Genomic DNA, 14,456 nt, shown 5'->3' on the forward strand with positions numbered 1-14,456 from the left:
GGGCGAACCCTCAGGCGTCGACGTGCTGAAGCGCCGTATCGCGCTCGCATCTCGTTTGTGCGATGAAGTCGGCCGCCCGCTCGCCGATCATCACGCAAGGCGCATTCGTGTTGCCGCCGATGAGTGTCGGCATGACCGAGGCATCGGCGATGCGCAGCCCCGTCACGCCGCGCACGCGCAACTGCGGATCGACGACGGAACGCGCGTCGCCGCCCATGCGGCAGGTCGCGACGGGGTGATAGATCGTGTCGGCATGGCGGGCGATCGTCTCGCGCAAGTGCGCGTCGCTCTGCTCGCCATGCGTGTAGAGTTCGCGGCCGCCCAGCTGCGCGAGCGCGGGCGCGTCGAGTATGCGCCGCGCGAGCCGTGCGCCCTGCACGAGCGCGTCGAGGTCGCGCGGATCGCAGAGAAAGCGCGGGTCGATCGTGGGCGCCACGCGCGCGTCGGCGCTCGCGAGCGTGACCGTGCCGCGGCTCGCCGGGCGCAGCACGCACACGTGCAGCGAATAGCCGTGGCCCCAATGCAGGCGGCGGCTGTGATCGTCGACGAGTGCCGTGCAGAAGTGCAGCTGCAGGTCGGGCCGGTCGAGTTCCGGGCGGCTCTTCAGAAAGCCGCCCGCCTCCGCCACGTTGGTCGTGAGCATGCCGCGCCGCCCCTGCAGATAGCGCACGAAGCCCGCCGTCATGCGCGCCGCGCCGCGCAGCGAGTAGCCCACGGTGTCGCTCGAACGCACGCGCTTGTTGAAGGTGAAATCGATATGGTCGATCAGGTTGCGGCCGACCTCGGGCGCGTCGTGGCGCACCGCAATGCCGAGCGCGCGCAGTTCGTCGGCGGGGCCGATGCCCGAGCACATCAGCAACTGCGGCGAGTTGAACGCGCCCGCCGCGAGGATCACCTCGGCACGCGCCCGCAGGGTCTCGATCGCACCGCCGCGCGCAAGCTCCACGCCGCTCGCGCGCGCGCCGTCGAAGCGCACGCGCAGGACCGTCGCATCGGCGATCAGATGCAGGTTCGGCCGCTCGCGCCCATACAGATACGCGCGCGCCACCGTGCAGCGTTCGCCGCCGCGCTGCGTCACCTGATAGAAGCCGACGCCCTCCTGTTCCTCGCCGTTGAAGTCGTCGTTCATACGAAAGCCCGCCTCGCGCGCGGCCTCGACGAAGCGCGCGGCCACCGGATTGCGCTCGCGCAGGTCGGCGACGCCCAACGGGCCGCCCGCGCCATGCCAGGCGCTCGCGCCGCGCTCGTTGTCCTCGGCGCGCAGAAAGTACGGCAGCACGTCGCGCCACGCCCAGCCCGTGCAGCCAAGCTGCGCCCATTCGTCGTAATCGAGCGGATGGCCGCGCGTGTAGATCATCGCGTTGATGGTGCTCGACCCGCCGAAGCCGCGGCCGCGTGGCTGGTAACCGCGCCGTCCGGCGAGTCCCGGCTGCGGCACGGTTTCATAGGCGTAGTTGTTTTTCGTGCGAAACGGGACGAGCGCGGCGACGCCGAGCGGCATGTTGACGAACGGGTTGCGCGCCGTATGCGGCCCGGCTTCGACGAGCGCGATGCTCGCCTGCGGGCAACGGTCGGCCAGCCGGCCCGCCAGCGACGCGCCACCCGAGCCGCCGCCTACGATGATGTAGTCGTATTGCATCGTCTCCGTCTCCTGCCCCATGCCTGCCTCTTGCGAGGCCCGGCGCGCTAATTGCACGCTCGTTCGTTTCGGCTTCAATGGCGCATTGTAGGAAGCGTCTGATTCTGAGGTCAGCTTTTATGTCAGAGCATCTCCTCTAAACCTGACAGCGGATCGACGCCTATGATGGAAGGCGGTTCAGCCGCCAGAGCTGAAACCCGCGAGATTCCAGCAAGCGGCAAAGGGAGCGCTGGAGCGCACAAGAATCACTCACCTCACGGACGCTTCCCATGGAGCGGCCGCTGCGCACGCCTCCCCCGTCACGAGAGCGAATACAACACGAACGGCCGCGCGTGAAGCACGTCGCACGCAGCAGCCTTGCATCGGAGACAGGCAGATGAACCCGACGGAAGTCACGCATCGCCCCGGCACGACCCACGAAGTGACGAACCAGGCGCCGCCGCTCGCCGACTACAACCTCTTCACCACCGACGCAGCGCTCGGCGAGGCCCTCGCGCGCGCTGGCGCGAACTGGCACCGCGAAACGCTAGCGCGCCATGGCGAGACCCTCGGCAAGGCGCAAACGCTCGCGCTCGCGGATCTCGCCAATCGCCATGAGCCCGAACTGCACACGCATAGCCCGCGCGGCGAGCGTATCGACGCGATCGAATTCCACCCCGCCTGGCACGAGCTGCTCACGCTGCTGCGCGAGCAGGGCCTGCACGCGCTCCCCTATTCGGACCCGCAGCCTGGCGCGATGGCCGCGCGCTGCGCAGGCTACTTCCTGCACGCGCAGCTCGAATCGGGGTCGTTGTGCCCGCTGACCATGACGTTCGCGAGCATCGCCGTGCTGCAGCGCGAACCGGCGCTGTTCGAAACGCTGCGCGCGCCGCTCTACACGCGCGAGCACGACGCGCGCGACCTGCCGCTCGCGCAGAAGCGTTCGATGATGATCGGCATGGGCATGACGGAGAAGCAAGGCGGCTCGGACGTGCGCAGCAACCGCACCGAGGCGCGCCCCGCGGGCATCGAAGCCGGCCGCGGCGCGGCGTATCTGCTCACCGGCCACAAGTGGTTTTTCTCGGCGCCGCAGTGCGACGCGCATCTCGTGCTCGCGCGCACCACGGAGCACGACGGCCTTTCGTGCTTCTACGTACCGCGCTACCGGCCGGACGGCACGAAAAACGCGGTCAATGTGCAGCGCCTGAAGAACAAGCTCGGCAACCGCTCGAACGCGAGCAGCGAAGTGGAGTTCTTCGATGCGTACGGCGTGATGATCGGCGACGAAGGCCGCGGCGTGCCGACCATCATCGAGATGGCGAACTACACGCGGCTCGACTGCGTGATCGGCAGCGCGGCGCTCATGCGCGCGGCGCTCGTGCAGGCGATCCACCACGCGCGCCTCCGCAGCGCGTTCGGCCGCGTGCTCGCCGAGCAGCCGCTCATGCAAAACGTGCTCGCCGATCTCGCGCTCGAATCGGAAGCGGCGACGGCGCTCTTCATGCGGCTTGCGCGCGCCTTCGAAGACAGCGCCGAAGCGAAACCCGGCGATACCGACGACACGTTGCTCGAAGCACGCGCCTGGCGGCGCATCGTCACGCCGGCGGCGAAGTTCTGGGTCTGCAAGCGCGCGCTCGCGTTCACGGGCGAGGCCATGGAAGTCTGGGGCGGCAACGGTTACGTCGAGGAAGGGCCGATGGCGCGCTTCTATCGCGAAGCGCCCGTCAATTCGATCTGGGAAGGCTCTGGCAACGTGATGTGCCTCGACGTGCTGCGCGCGCTGGAGCGCGAGGCCGACGCCACCCAGGCGCTCTTTCTCGCGTGGCGGCGCGACGCGCAGACTCACCCGGTTCTGAACGCCGCGCTCGACCGTCTCTCGGTGCTGCTCAATGGCGCGCCGGGCACGCGCGAGGCGAGCGCGCGGCGCATCGCACAGCAGATCGTGCTGATCGCGCAGGCCATGCTGCTGCGCGACGGTCCGCCGGAGATCGCCGAAGCGTTCATCGCCACGCGCCTCGACGAGCACGACGCCGACTGCGACCGCGTATTCGGCACGCTGCCCGCGCGCTTCGATCACGCCGCGATCATCGAGCGGGCGTTTCCGTCGCGCCCGGGGTGACCACTCAGCACGAACCGATAGCACGAACCGATTTTTCCGTTCGCCCGCGCGCCAAAGCGTGGGCGAACCCAAGAGGACCGACCATGAAGCAGGACCTGCCTGAAGACTTCGCGATCAACGCACACGACGCCCCCGACGGCCCGCGCGCCGCGCTCGACACGCTGCTCGCCGCGCAGCGCGAAGCCTTCCTGCGCGACCCGTTCCCGTCGTGGGACGCACGCGCGCGCCATCTCAGGGCGCTGCGCGACGTGCTGTTCTCGAACCGCGACGCGCTCGCCGAGGCGATGAACGCCGACTTCGGCCAGCGTTCGAAGGCGGAGGTCGCGCTCGCGGAATTCGTCGTCCTCAAGCAGGAGATCGACGCGGCGCTCAGGCACGGCGCGCGCTGGATGAAGCCGCGCCGCAGACCGGTCGGTAAATGGCTGCTGCCCGGACGCGCGAAGCTGGTGCCGCAGCCGCTTGGCGTGGCGGGGATCGTGGTGCCGTGGAACTATCCGCTGCAGCTGGCCGCGAGCCCGCTCGTGTGCGCGCTCGCGGCGGGCAACCGCGCCATGATCAAGATGTCGGAGCTGACGCCGCGCACGTCCGCGCTGTTCGCGGAGCTGATCGGCAAGACCTTCGCGCGCGACCACGTGGCGGTCGTAAACGGCGACGCGTCGGTGGGCGCCGCCTTCAGCGCGCTGCCGTTCGACCATTTGCTATTCACCGGCTCGACGCGCGTGGGGCACGAGGTCATGCGCGCGGCTGCCGCGAACCTCACGCCGGTCACGCTCGAACTGGGCGGCAAGTCGCCCGTAATCATCGGTGAAGACGCGCGCCTGAACTACGCCGTGGACAGCCTGCTGCTCGGCAAGACGCTGAACGCGGGGCAAACCTGCATCGCGCCCGACTACGTGCTGCTGCCGCGCGGCCAGGAGGAGGCGTTCATCGCTCGCGCGCGCACGCGCTTCGCGCAGCTCTATCCGGACTTCGCAAACAACCGCGACTACACGTCGATCATTTCGGCGCGCCATTTCGAGCGCCTGCAACGCCTCGCCGACGAAGCCCAGGCGAACGGCGCGCAACTGCACGCGCTCGGCACGCACGACGCGGCCACGCGGCGCTTCGCGCCCGTCATCGTGACGAACGCCGGCGCGCAGACGGCGCTCATGCAGGAGGAAATCTTCGGGCCGCTCTTGCCGCTCGTGCCCTACGACACGCTCGACGAAGCGTTGCGCTACGTGAATGCGCGCCCTCGCCCGCTCTCGCTCTATCTCTATGCCGACGACCCGCGCACGGTCGAGCGCGTGACGCACGAAACGGTGGCGGGCGGGATGTCGGTGAACGAGACGCTCATGCATATCGCCGCCGAGGGGCTGCCGTTCGGCGGCGTCGGCCCGAGCGGCATGGGCGCGTATCACGGCTACGAGGGCTTCGTCACGTTCTCGAAGATGAAGCCGGTCTTCACCCAGGCGCGGCTGAATGCGCGCGGGCTCATCGCGCCGCCCTACGGCAAGCGCGTCGGCTGGCTGATCAAGTTGATGTTGAGGGATTGAAGGGCAGCGCGGGGCGGGTGCCGGCGATCCTGCGGATGTCGCTGATATCGCGTGGGGCGCCGCCGGCTGTCGCTCCGGCGGCTTGCGTTTGCGCGGCGGCTTTGACCTTCGCGTCGTTTTCCGCTTCGAGGCGGTGCAGCCACGCCAGCAGTTCGGCCACCGCCTGATAGAGCTGCGGCGGGATCTTGGCGTCGAGGTCCACGCGCATGAGCAGCGAGACCATCTCCGGCGCTTCGTGCACGTAGAGGCCCGCTTCCTTCGCGCGTTGCACGATCATCTCCGCGACGAGGCCGTAGCCCTTCGCGACCACGCGGGGCGCGCCGTCGCCGTCGGGGGCGTCGTAGGCGAGCGCGGCGGCGCTCTTGCGGTGCGTGCGGCTCATCACAACTCCCAGTCGTGGTCGAGGCGGTGGCTCCGCTGATCGGTCGCGTCGGCGCCCGGTCGCGCGGCGGACGCCTCCGCCGCGGCGCCAGCCTGCGCGGTCTGCGTGGTGGATGCGGCGGAAGTGGTTTGTGCGGCGTAGGCGCTCGCAGCGCTCGCTGCCCTGGCCGCCTCGGCGGGACTTGCCGCGGGGCCGCTGCCGATCTCGCGGATCGAGAGCCCCGCGAGCGTGAGCCCGAGCGCTTCGAGCCGACCGCGCAGCGATTCGCTTTCTGCGGTCAGGCGCGCGGCGCCGCCCGCATTCGCCTGCACGCGCACGGCGAGCGTCGAGCCTGTGAGCGTCAGTTCCGCGTCGACGGTGCCGAGCTTCGGCAGCGCAAGCGTGAGCCGCGTGCGCCATGGGATGTCGTCGGCATCCACACCGCCTGCGCCCGAACGCGGGTCGCGGGCATCGTAGTCGTCCTGCTGGATGCTCCAGTCCACTCGCACGCCCGGCCAGGCCTCGCCGTTCCAGCGAAACTCACCGGTGGCGAGCAGATCGAGCTGCTGGCGCACGAGCGGAATCACGGCCGGATGGACCGTCGGCCCGGCGCCCTGCGCGGCGGCCTCATGCATCGCGGGCAACAGGGTGTCGGCGAGCGTCGCGCGCGCCTGGGCCTGGTTCGCGGCCGCGTCGCCGTGCAGATCGCCCAGCCCGGGAAAGGCTCGTGCCAGTGCGGCATTGAGCGCGTTTGCCGCGTTCTGGGCATTGCCCGTTTCGCCGCGCGCGGCGCCCGGCGCGTCGGCGAACGTCTCGGTCCATTGCACGTCGTCGATCTCGTCGTCGGCCGGGCTCCAGTCGAGCGGCAGTTGCGAGTGCGCGCCGAGCAGACGGTTTTGCGGCTCGTCGGCAAGGTCGGCGGGCGAGAGCTGGCCGCGCAACCATTGCGCGAGGTGGGCTTCGTAGAAGAGTCCGCTCGAGCTGACCGTCTGCGCGAGCGACGCCGCGAGCGCGGCGACCGGGCCGGCTTGCGCCGCGGCGGCGGTTTGCGCGGTTTGGGTGGTTTGTCCGGCCTGCGGGTTTTGCGAGGACGCCGTCTGCGCGGAAGCATCGGACCCGGCGTCGGCCGCCGCGGCCAGCGCTTCGCCGGCCGGACCCTGGGCCGCGAGCGCCACGTCCGCGAGCAGCGCCGCTTGTGCCGCCTGCGCCTGCTCGCCGGCGAGACCCGGCAGCGGCAACGTGGCCGCGCCGCTGGGCGCCGCGTCGGCAGCGGGGCTGGCCCAGAGCGGCGCGCGGCCCACTACGGCGGGCGTCGCTTCGCCGCCCGAGCGGATGATGGCGTCGAGCGCCAGCGCAACCGCCGAAAGGACGGTCTCGGTCGAGTCCTGCGTACTGCTGGTGTTGGTGGCGGTGTCGGCGAGTGCGGCAGTGCCCGTTGCGAGCGCGGAGACGCCCGTCTGCGCCGCGCCGGAGGCGCTCTGCGGCCCGACCGGCGTGAGCGCCGCAATGCGGCTCGCGAGGAGCGCGGCGGCTCCGGTGTCGATTCCGTTCATGGTGTTCCGGATCTGCGCACGGCGCTGATCTGCCGGTTCATGGGGCGTTGCGCGCCGTTGCCTCGCGAGGCACCACGCGCCGCGCTAGCGGGCGCCGTAGATTTCCTGCAAGACCCGCGCGGGCTGCACGGTGCCGTAAAAGAGCGCCGAAAGCCGTGCCATGCAAGGGCTTGCGAGATCGCGAATGGCGGCGTCGTCGGCGAGGATCTGGCGGATCAGCTCGTACTTGCGAGCCCGTTCGGTAACCGTGAGCCGCACCGCGGCTTCGGCGTCCTTCAAGGCATCGACGAGGATCCGGTACTCCTCCTGCAAGCCGATCAGATCGTTCCAGTGCGCATCGCGCGCCGCATGGAGCATCTGCTCCGACACGGCCGCTATCGCTTCGTAGCGGGCGAAGTAGTCTGCTTTTGAACTCATCTCATCAATGAGCCGGACGCTGACGCGGATGCCTGTTCGGCCATCCTCGCCACTTCCGGCGCTATCCCCAACCAGGCTTCTTCGAGCGTAGCCAGCAGTCGATCGACCTCGACCAGCATGGTCTCGCTCTGTTTAATATTGGCTTCCAGCAGGCGCTTCGTCATATAGCTGTACAGCGCATTCAGGCGTTGAGCGATCTCGCCGCCCGCCTCGACGTTCAACGCGAGCTGAAGTCCGCTCTCGATAATCCGGATCGCCTTGGCGATCGCCTCGCAACGCGGCCCGACGTTGCCGGCCTGCAAATGCATACGTGCCTGCGCAATGGCCTGGCGCGCTCCCTGGTACAGGAGAACGATCAGCTTGTGCGGGCTCGCACCCATGACCCCCGTTTCGACGCCCACGCGTGCATAGGCGTTAGCTCCAGATTGGGCAGGGGAAAACATCGGCGCTTCTCCTTGATACGTTTGGCTTGAATGCGGTCGTCCGACGCGCTGTGCAAGCACGAGCGACGGACTCTTCTAGCCGGGTTATCGGAACGTAGGGGGAGAAGCTTTAGCGCGTTGCGCGGGCAAAGGCTTCGGGCACCGTCACACCTGAATCTGCATGATGTCGGTGTAGGCGGCCACGAGCTTGTTGCGCACCTGCAAGCCGAACTGGAAGCCGATGTTGGCTTTCTGCATGTCGACCATCACGTCGTTGAGCGACACGTTGTTCGCGCCCAGTTCGAACGCCTGCGACTCGCCAACAGCCTTCTGCTGGGCGTCGCTGATCTGGTCGAGCGACGACTTGAGCGCCGCCGCGAACCCGCCGGCCGTGGCCGCGCCCGATTTTTCGTCGGCTGCGGTGGGGCCGCCGGCCGCCTGGGTCGCCATCGACTGCATTTGCGCCAAGGCGGACGTGAGCGGGGATACTGGCACGGTCATGTTTGCTCCACGAAAAGGGGACGGCAGGGTATTCCGGGGACGAGCCCCAATGCCGGAGTTTCAGCGATTGCGCCGCAATCTTCAGCGATTGCACAGCGATCCTGCGGGCCCGGCCGAGACGGCGCACCGACAGAGGCCGAATCTGGAGGAGAGCATAGCAGCGGGTCCGTTTCGGCAGCCCCGAAACTAGGGGGAAAACCCGGCTCTATTCGCGCAATCGGCTTGCCAGTGGCCCCGGATAATGCGTCTCGTGAAAGTCTCCGCCATGCAAGGCGAGACCTGGAAGCCTCCGGAGATACCCGTCGCATGGATTCGACTGCCAATTCTTTGATCAACCCCGACGCCCGCATGGGCCTCGCCACCTCTGGCGCGGGCGCCGCGCCCGGCGCTGGCGCGGGCGCAGGCCTGGGCGGCGCGGATGACCTCGGCGGCGGTTTCGCGCAACGCCTCGGCTCGCTCTCGTCGTTGCGCAACGTGCGCGGCAACCCGCGCGCGCCGCTCATATTTGCCGTGGCGGTGCTCGTGGCCGTGGTCGCGGGTCTCGTGCTGTGGTCGCGCGCGCCCGACTACAAGGTGCTGTACAGCAACCTGTCGGACCGCGACGGCGGCGCCATCATTACTGCGCTCCAGGCCGCAAACGTTCCCTACAAATTCTCGGACGCCGGCGGCGCCATTCTGGTGCCCGCCGAGCAGGTCAACGAAATGCGCCTGCGCCTCGCCTCCCAGGGCCTGCCGAAGAACGGTTCGGTCGGCTTCGAGCTGATGGACAACCAGAAGTTCGGCATCAGCCAGTTCGCCGAGCAGGTGAACTACCAGCGCGCGCTCGAAGGCGAGCTCGAACAAACGATTCAGTCGATCGCGAGCGTGAAGTCGGCGCGCGTGCATCTGGCCATTCCGAAGCCCTCGGTGTTCGTGCGCGAGCGCGAAGCGCCCTCCGCCTCGGTGCTCGTGAACCTGTATCCGGGCCGCATCCTCGACGACGGCCAGGTCGCCGCGATCACGCACATGGTGGCTTCGGCCGTGCCGGACCTGCCGGTGCGCAACGTGACGGTGGTCGACCAGGACGGCAACCTGCTCACGCAGAGCGCCACGGGCGTAGGCCTCGATGCCTCGCAGCTCAAGTACGTGCGCCAGGTCGAGCACGACACGCAGGCGCGCATCGATGCGATCCTCGCGCCCCTGTTCGGCGCCGGCAACGCACGCTCGCAGGTGAGCGCCGACCTCGACTTCTCGAAGCTCGAGCAGACCTCCGAGGCCTACGGTCCGAACGCCAATCCGCAGGCCGCCGCCATCCGCAGCCAGCAGCAGAACATTTCGACGGAAATGCAGCAAAGCGGCGCGGGCGGCGTGCCCGGCGCGCTCACGAACCAGCCGCCGCAGCCGGCTTCGGCGCCCATCAGCGCGCCGGCGGGTGCCAACGGCGCGTCGGCTCCGGTGCCGGTCTCCGATCATCGCGACACCACCACGAACTACGAGCTCGACAAGACCGTGCGCCACTATCAACAAGCGCCGGGCGACGTGAAGCGCCTGTCGGTCGCCGTGATCGTGAACTATCAGCCGAAGATGGACGCCAAGGGCCACGCCACCATGCAGCCGCTCGACGCGCAGAAGCTCGCGCAGGTCGAGCAGCTCGTGAAGGACGCCATGGGCTACGACGCCAAGCGCGGCGACTCGGTGAACGTGGTGAACGCCGCGTTCCAGACCGAAGTGGACCCGAACGCGAACCTGCCGTGGTGGCGTCAACCGGACATCCTCGCCCTTGCCAAGCAGATTGCGACGTGGCTCGGCATTGGCGCGGTGGCTCTCTTCCTCTATTTCGTGATGGTGAAGCCGGCGCTGCGCCGCGCGTTCCCGCCGCCCGAGCCGGTTGCGCCCGCGCTGCCCGGCATGGGCGACGGCGAGCCGCTGATGCTCGACGGTCTCCCCGAAGCGGTGCGCATCGGCGGCACCGGCGCGGAAGGCGAAGACAGCGCGGAAAGCGAAGCCGCCCTGCTCGCCTTCGAAAACGAGAAGAACAAGTTCGAACGCAACCTGGAATACGCGCGCAACATCGCGCGCCAGGATCCGAAGATCGTCGCAACCGTCGTGAAAAGCTGGGTGAACGATGAACGCTGAAGGCGCAACCAAGAGCGCGCTGCTGCTCATGTCGATCGGCGAGCAAGAGGCCTCCGAGGTCTTCAAGTTCCTCGGTCCGCGCGAAGTGCAGAAAATCGGCGCCGCCATGGCGGCGCTCAGGAACGTCAAGCGCGAAGAGATCGAAGTCGTGCTGCAGGAATTCGTCAAGGAAGCCGAGCAGCACACCGCCTTCTCGCTCGACTCGAACGACTACATCCGCAACGTGCTCAACAAGGCGCTGGGCGAGGACAAGGCCGGCGCGATCATCGACCGCATTCTGCAAGGCGGCGACACGAGCGGCATCGAAGGCCTCAAGTGGATGGACTCGGGGTCGGTGGCCGAACTCATCAAGAACGAGCACCCGCAGATCATCGCGACGATCCTCGTGCACCTCGACCGCGACCAGGCATCGGAAATCGCTTCGTGCTTCACCGAGCGCCTGCGCAACGACGTGCTGCTGCGTATCGCGACGCTCGACGGCATCCAGCCGCAGGCGCTGCGCGAACTCGACGACGTGCTCACGAACCTCCTCTCGGGCAGCGACAACCTCAAGCGCAGCCCGATGGGCGGCATCCGCACGGCGGCCGAAATCCTCAACTTCATGACGAGCCAGCACGAAGAAGGGGTGATCGAGAACGTCCGCCAGTACGACGCGGAACTCGCACAGAAGATCATCGATCAGATGTTCGTGTTCGAGAACCTGCTCGACCTCGAGGACCGCGCGATCCAGCTGCTGCTCAAGGAAGTCGAGTCGGAGTCGCTCATCATTTCGCTCAAGGGTGCGCCGCCCGCGCTGCGCACCAAGTTCCTCTCGAACATGTCGCAGCGTGCGGCCGAACTGCTCGCCGAAGACCTCGACGCGCGCGGTCCGGTGCGCGTGTCGGAAGTCGAGGCACAGCAGCGCCGCATCCTGCAGATCGTGCGCAACCTCGCCGAGAGCGGCCAGATCGTTCTAGGCGGCAAGGCAGAAGACGCTTATGTCTGACACGAGCTCCGCGAACAGCCATCGCTCGGCGTACCAGCGCTGGGAGATGGCCTCGTTCGACCCGCCGCCTCCCCCGCCGCCGCCGCCCACGCCCGACGAAACCGCGGCGTTCGAGGCCCAGCTCCATGCGCTGCGCGACGCGGCCCACCAGGAAGGGCTGCGCTCCGGGCACGTGGCGGGCCAGGCGCTCGGCTATCAGGCCGGGCACGAACAGGGCCGCCAGCAGGGCTTCGAGCAGGGCCAGGCCGAAGCGCGCGCACAAGCTGCACAGCTCGCGGCGCTCGCCAGCCGCTTTAGCGACGCGCTCGAAACGGCGCAGGCCGGCGTGGCCGAGACGCTCGTGGAACTCGCGCTCGACATCGCGCAGCAGGTCGTGCGCCAGCACGTCCAGCACGACCCGACGGCGCTCGTCGCGGTCGCGCGCGAAGTGCTCGTGGCCGAGCCGCAGCTCGCCGGTTCCCCGCAGCTCGTGGTGAGCCCCGCCGATCTGCCGATCGTCGAGGCTTATCTGCTGGACGACCTTCAGACGCGCGGCTGGAGCGTGCGCACCGACCCGACCATCGAGCGCGGCGGCTGCCGCGCGCAGGCCGCGACGGGCGAAACCGACGCCAGCATCCGCACGCGCTGGGAGCGCGTCACGGCCGCGCTCGGCAAGGCACGGCCATGGTGAACCACCCGCAACCGCCGAGCCATCAGACCATCCACACGGGCGGTCTCACGCCGCTCGAGCAGGAACTCGCGCTCGCCTCGTTCGGCCCGCTCGCGAGCGACCCGGCACAGCTTGGCGCGTTGCTCGTGGGCGACCTCGACATTCCGGGCATTCCGGCCAAACGCGAGGCACGCGAGCAAGGCGCCATCGATGCGATCGACGCCGCGCTCGCCGCGGACGCCGCCGATGCGCCGCCAGGCATGACGGATCACGGCGCGCCGGTCGTGGCGGCCGAAACCCCGAGCGCACCCTACGTACCGCCGGCGAACTACGACCCGGCCAACCCGTTCCTGACCTCGTGGAACGCGCAACTTCGCGGCGTGCGCGAGCGCAACGCGCTCGCCCTGCCGCTGCGCGGCTGCGGGCGCCTCACGCGCGCGGCGGGCCTCGTGCTCGAAGCCGTGGGGTTGCGCCTCTCCGTGGGCGCCGAGGTGATGATCGAGCTGCCGCCGGGCAGCTCGCTGCCGATGGCCGAAGCGGAAGTGGTCGGCTTCGGCGGCGACAAGCTCTTTCTGATGCCGACGACCGAAGTCGCGGGCCTGTTGCCCGGCGCGCGCGTCTGGCCGCTGGAAACCGCGCCGATCGCCGACCCGAAGGCCGGTGCGAAACGCCTGCCGGTGGGCTGGGGCATGCTCGGCCGCGTGGTCGATGCCTCGGGCCGCCCGCTCGACGGCCTGGGCCCCTTGAACACCGAGGCCGATGCGCCGCTCACCTCGCCCGTCATCAATCCGCTGAACCGCGAGCCGATCCACAAGGTGCTCGACGTGGGCGTGCGCGCGATCAACTCGCTGCTCACGGTCGGGCGCGGCCAGCGCATGGGCCTCTTCGCGGGCTCGGGCGTCGGTAAATCGGTGCTGCTCGGCACGATGGCGCGCGCAACCAGCGCGGAAGTCATCGTGATCGGCCTGATCGGCGAGCGGGGCCGCGAAGTGAAGGAATTCATCGAGCAGATCCTGGGCGAGGATGGGCTCGCGCGCTCGGTCGTCGTGGCCGCGCCGGCCGACGTTTCGCCGCTCCTGCGCTTGCAGGCCGCCGCGTACACGACGTCGCTGGCCGAATATTTTCGCGACCAGGGCAAGCACGTGCTGCTGCTCATGGACTCGCTCACGCGTTACGCGATGGCCCAGCGCGAGATCGCGCTCGCCATCGGCGAGCCGCCCGCGACCAAGGGCTATCCGCCTTCGGTGTTCGCCAAGCTGCCGGCGCTCGTCGAGCGCACCGGCAACGGCCCCGAGGGCGGCGGCTCGATCACGGCGTTCTACACCGTGCTCACCGAAGGCGACGATCAGCAGGACCCGATCGCCGACTCGGCGCGCGCGATTCTCGACGGCCATATCGTGCTCTCGCGCGCGCTCGCCGAAGCGGGGCATTATCCCGCCATCGACATCGAGGCCTCGATCAGCCGCGCGATGACCGCGCTGATCGACGACCAGCATCTGAACCAGACGCGCGCGCTCAAACAGATGCTTTCGCGCTATCAGCGCAACCGCGACCTCATCAACGTGGGTGCGTACGTAAGCGGGCGCGACGCCGTGCTCGACCGCGCGATCGCGCTGTATCCGCGCATCGAGGCCTTTCTTCAGCAGGGTTTTCGCGAAACCGCGAACTATGATCAGAGCGTCGAGATGCTCGGCCAGCTGATTGGAGCCAGGACATGACGAAACAAACCGCGCTGCAAACCTTGATCGGCCTCGCGCAAGACGACGTCGACGCCGCCACGCAGAAGCTCGGGCGCGTGCAGCGCGAGCGCGTCGAGGTCGAAAAGCAGCTCCAGGCGCTCATCACCTACCGTGACGAGTACCACACGCGTTTCACCGAATCGGCGCGCAGCGGCATGGCTGCAGGCAACGTGCGCAACTTCCAGGCGTTCATCGACACGCTCGACGCGGCGATCGAACAGCAGCGGCGCCTGCTCGAGCAGGCCACCGCGCGCGTGGAGGCCGCCAAGCCCGAGTGGCAGCGCAGCAAGCAGAAGCTCGGCTCGTACGAGGTGCTGCAAACCCGCCATGACGATGTGCAGGCCCGCAAGGACGCCCGCCGCGAACAGCGCGACGCCGACGAGCACGCCGCCCGCGTGCTGCGTATGCGCACGTCGCAACATCCGTAACACGTTTTCGAGGC

General features: G+C 68.8%; 13 protein-coding genes. 7 read left to right on the forward strand and 6 right to left on the reverse strand.

Annotation, left to right across the window (positions count from 1 at the left end; all coding sequences use genetic code 11):
- Positions 1-10 precede the first annotated feature (10 nt).
- A complete protein-coding gene (locus AB3X99_RS25630; RefSeq protein ID WP_368618521.1) occupies positions 11-1,639 on the reverse strand; it encodes a GMC family oxidoreductase in 1,629 nt (542 codons plus the stop codon).
- A 376-nt stretch (positions 1,640-2,015) separates the two neighbouring features.
- On the opposite strand from AB3X99_RS25630, the gene AB3X99_RS25635 reads away from it, so the two are divergent.
- Entirely contained in the window at positions 2,016-3,737 is a 1,722-nt protein-coding gene (locus tag AB3X99_RS25635) for an isovaleryl-CoA dehydrogenase (protein ID WP_368618522.1), read from the forward strand.
- 83 nt (positions 3,738-3,820) lie between these two features.
- Positions 3,821-5,272 (forward strand): coniferyl aldehyde dehydrogenase, encoded by a 1,452-nt coding sequence (locus AB3X99_RS25640; RefSeq protein ID WP_368618523.1) that lies wholly within the window; start codon positions 3,821-3,823, stop codon positions 5,270-5,272.
- Here AB3X99_RS25640 and AB3X99_RS25645 read toward each other — a convergent pair.
- The 5 genes from AB3X99_RS25645 to fliE all read right to left on the reverse strand — a co-directional run bounded on the left by AB3X99_RS25645 (position 5,250) and on the right by fliE (position 8,526).
- Complete coding sequence (locus AB3X99_RS25645; RefSeq protein ID WP_368618524.1) at positions 5,250-5,654, reverse strand: EscU/YscU/HrcU family type III secretion system export apparatus switch protein; 405 nt, start codon at positions 5,652-5,654, stop codon at positions 5,250-5,252. The two genes, AB3X99_RS25640 and AB3X99_RS25645, sit on opposite strands and share 23 nt — an antisense overlap.
- Complete coding sequence (locus AB3X99_RS25650) at positions 5,654-7,186, reverse strand: flagellar hook-length control protein FliK (RefSeq protein WP_368618525.1); 1,533 nt, start codon at positions 7,184-7,186, stop codon at positions 5,654-5,656. The genes AB3X99_RS25645 and AB3X99_RS25650 overlap by 1 nt, the downstream gene beginning before the upstream one ends.
- An 84-nt stretch (positions 7,187-7,270) precedes the next feature.
- Complete coding sequence (locus AB3X99_RS25655) at positions 7,271-7,603, reverse strand: flagellar protein FliT (protein ID WP_069264304.1); 333 nt, start codon at positions 7,601-7,603, stop codon at positions 7,271-7,273.
- Entirely contained in the window at positions 7,600-8,046 is a 447-nt protein-coding gene (gene fliS / locus AB3X99_RS25660; protein WP_069264306.1) for a flagellar export chaperone FliS, read from the reverse strand. Before fliS ends, AB3X99_RS25655 begins: the two co-directional genes overlap by 4 nt.
- A 144-nt stretch (positions 8,047-8,190) precedes the next feature.
- Positions 8,191-8,526, reverse strand: coding sequence for a flagellar hook-basal body complex protein FliE (fliE, locus tag AB3X99_RS25665; protein ID WP_069264308.1), 336 nt, complete (start codon positions 8,524-8,526; stop codon positions 8,191-8,193).
- Positions 8,527-8,832: 306 nt separating this feature from the next.
- On the opposite strand from fliE, the gene fliF reads away from it, so the two are divergent.
- From fliF to fliJ, 5 genes are read left to right on the forward strand one after another with little or no spacing between them, the layout of a single operon-like run.
- Entirely contained in the window at positions 8,833-10,641 is a 1,809-nt protein-coding gene (gene fliF / locus AB3X99_RS25670) for a flagellar basal-body MS-ring/collar protein FliF (RefSeq protein WP_069264310.1), read from the forward strand.
- Positions 10,631-11,626, forward strand: a complete 996-nt coding sequence (gene fliG, locus AB3X99_RS25675) for a flagellar motor switch protein FliG (protein WP_069264314.1) — start codon at positions 10,631-10,633, stop codon at positions 11,624-11,626. Before fliF ends, fliG begins: the two co-directional genes overlap by 11 nt.
- Entirely contained in the window at positions 11,619-12,296 is a 678-nt protein-coding gene (fliH, locus tag AB3X99_RS25680) for a flagellar assembly protein FliH (RefSeq protein WP_069264316.1), read from the forward strand. The genes fliG and fliH overlap by 8 nt, the downstream gene beginning before the upstream one ends.
- Complete coding sequence (fliI, locus tag AB3X99_RS25685; RefSeq protein WP_069264317.1) at positions 12,290-13,993, forward strand: flagellar protein export ATPase FliI; 1,704 nt, start codon at positions 12,290-12,292, stop codon at positions 13,991-13,993. Before fliH ends, fliI begins: the two co-directional genes overlap by 7 nt.
- Positions 13,990-14,442, forward strand: coding sequence for a flagellar export protein FliJ (gene fliJ, locus AB3X99_RS25690; RefSeq protein WP_069264319.1), 453 nt, complete (start codon positions 13,990-13,992; stop codon positions 14,440-14,442). Before fliI ends, fliJ begins: the two co-directional genes overlap by 4 nt.
- Positions 14,443-14,456: the final 14 nt, after the last annotated feature.

This window comes from Paraburkholderia sp. BR10882 (genome assembly GCF_040948855.1).
Classification (GTDB): Bacteria; Pseudomonadota; Gammaproteobacteria; order Burkholderiales; family Burkholderiaceae; genus Paraburkholderia; species Paraburkholderia nodosa_A.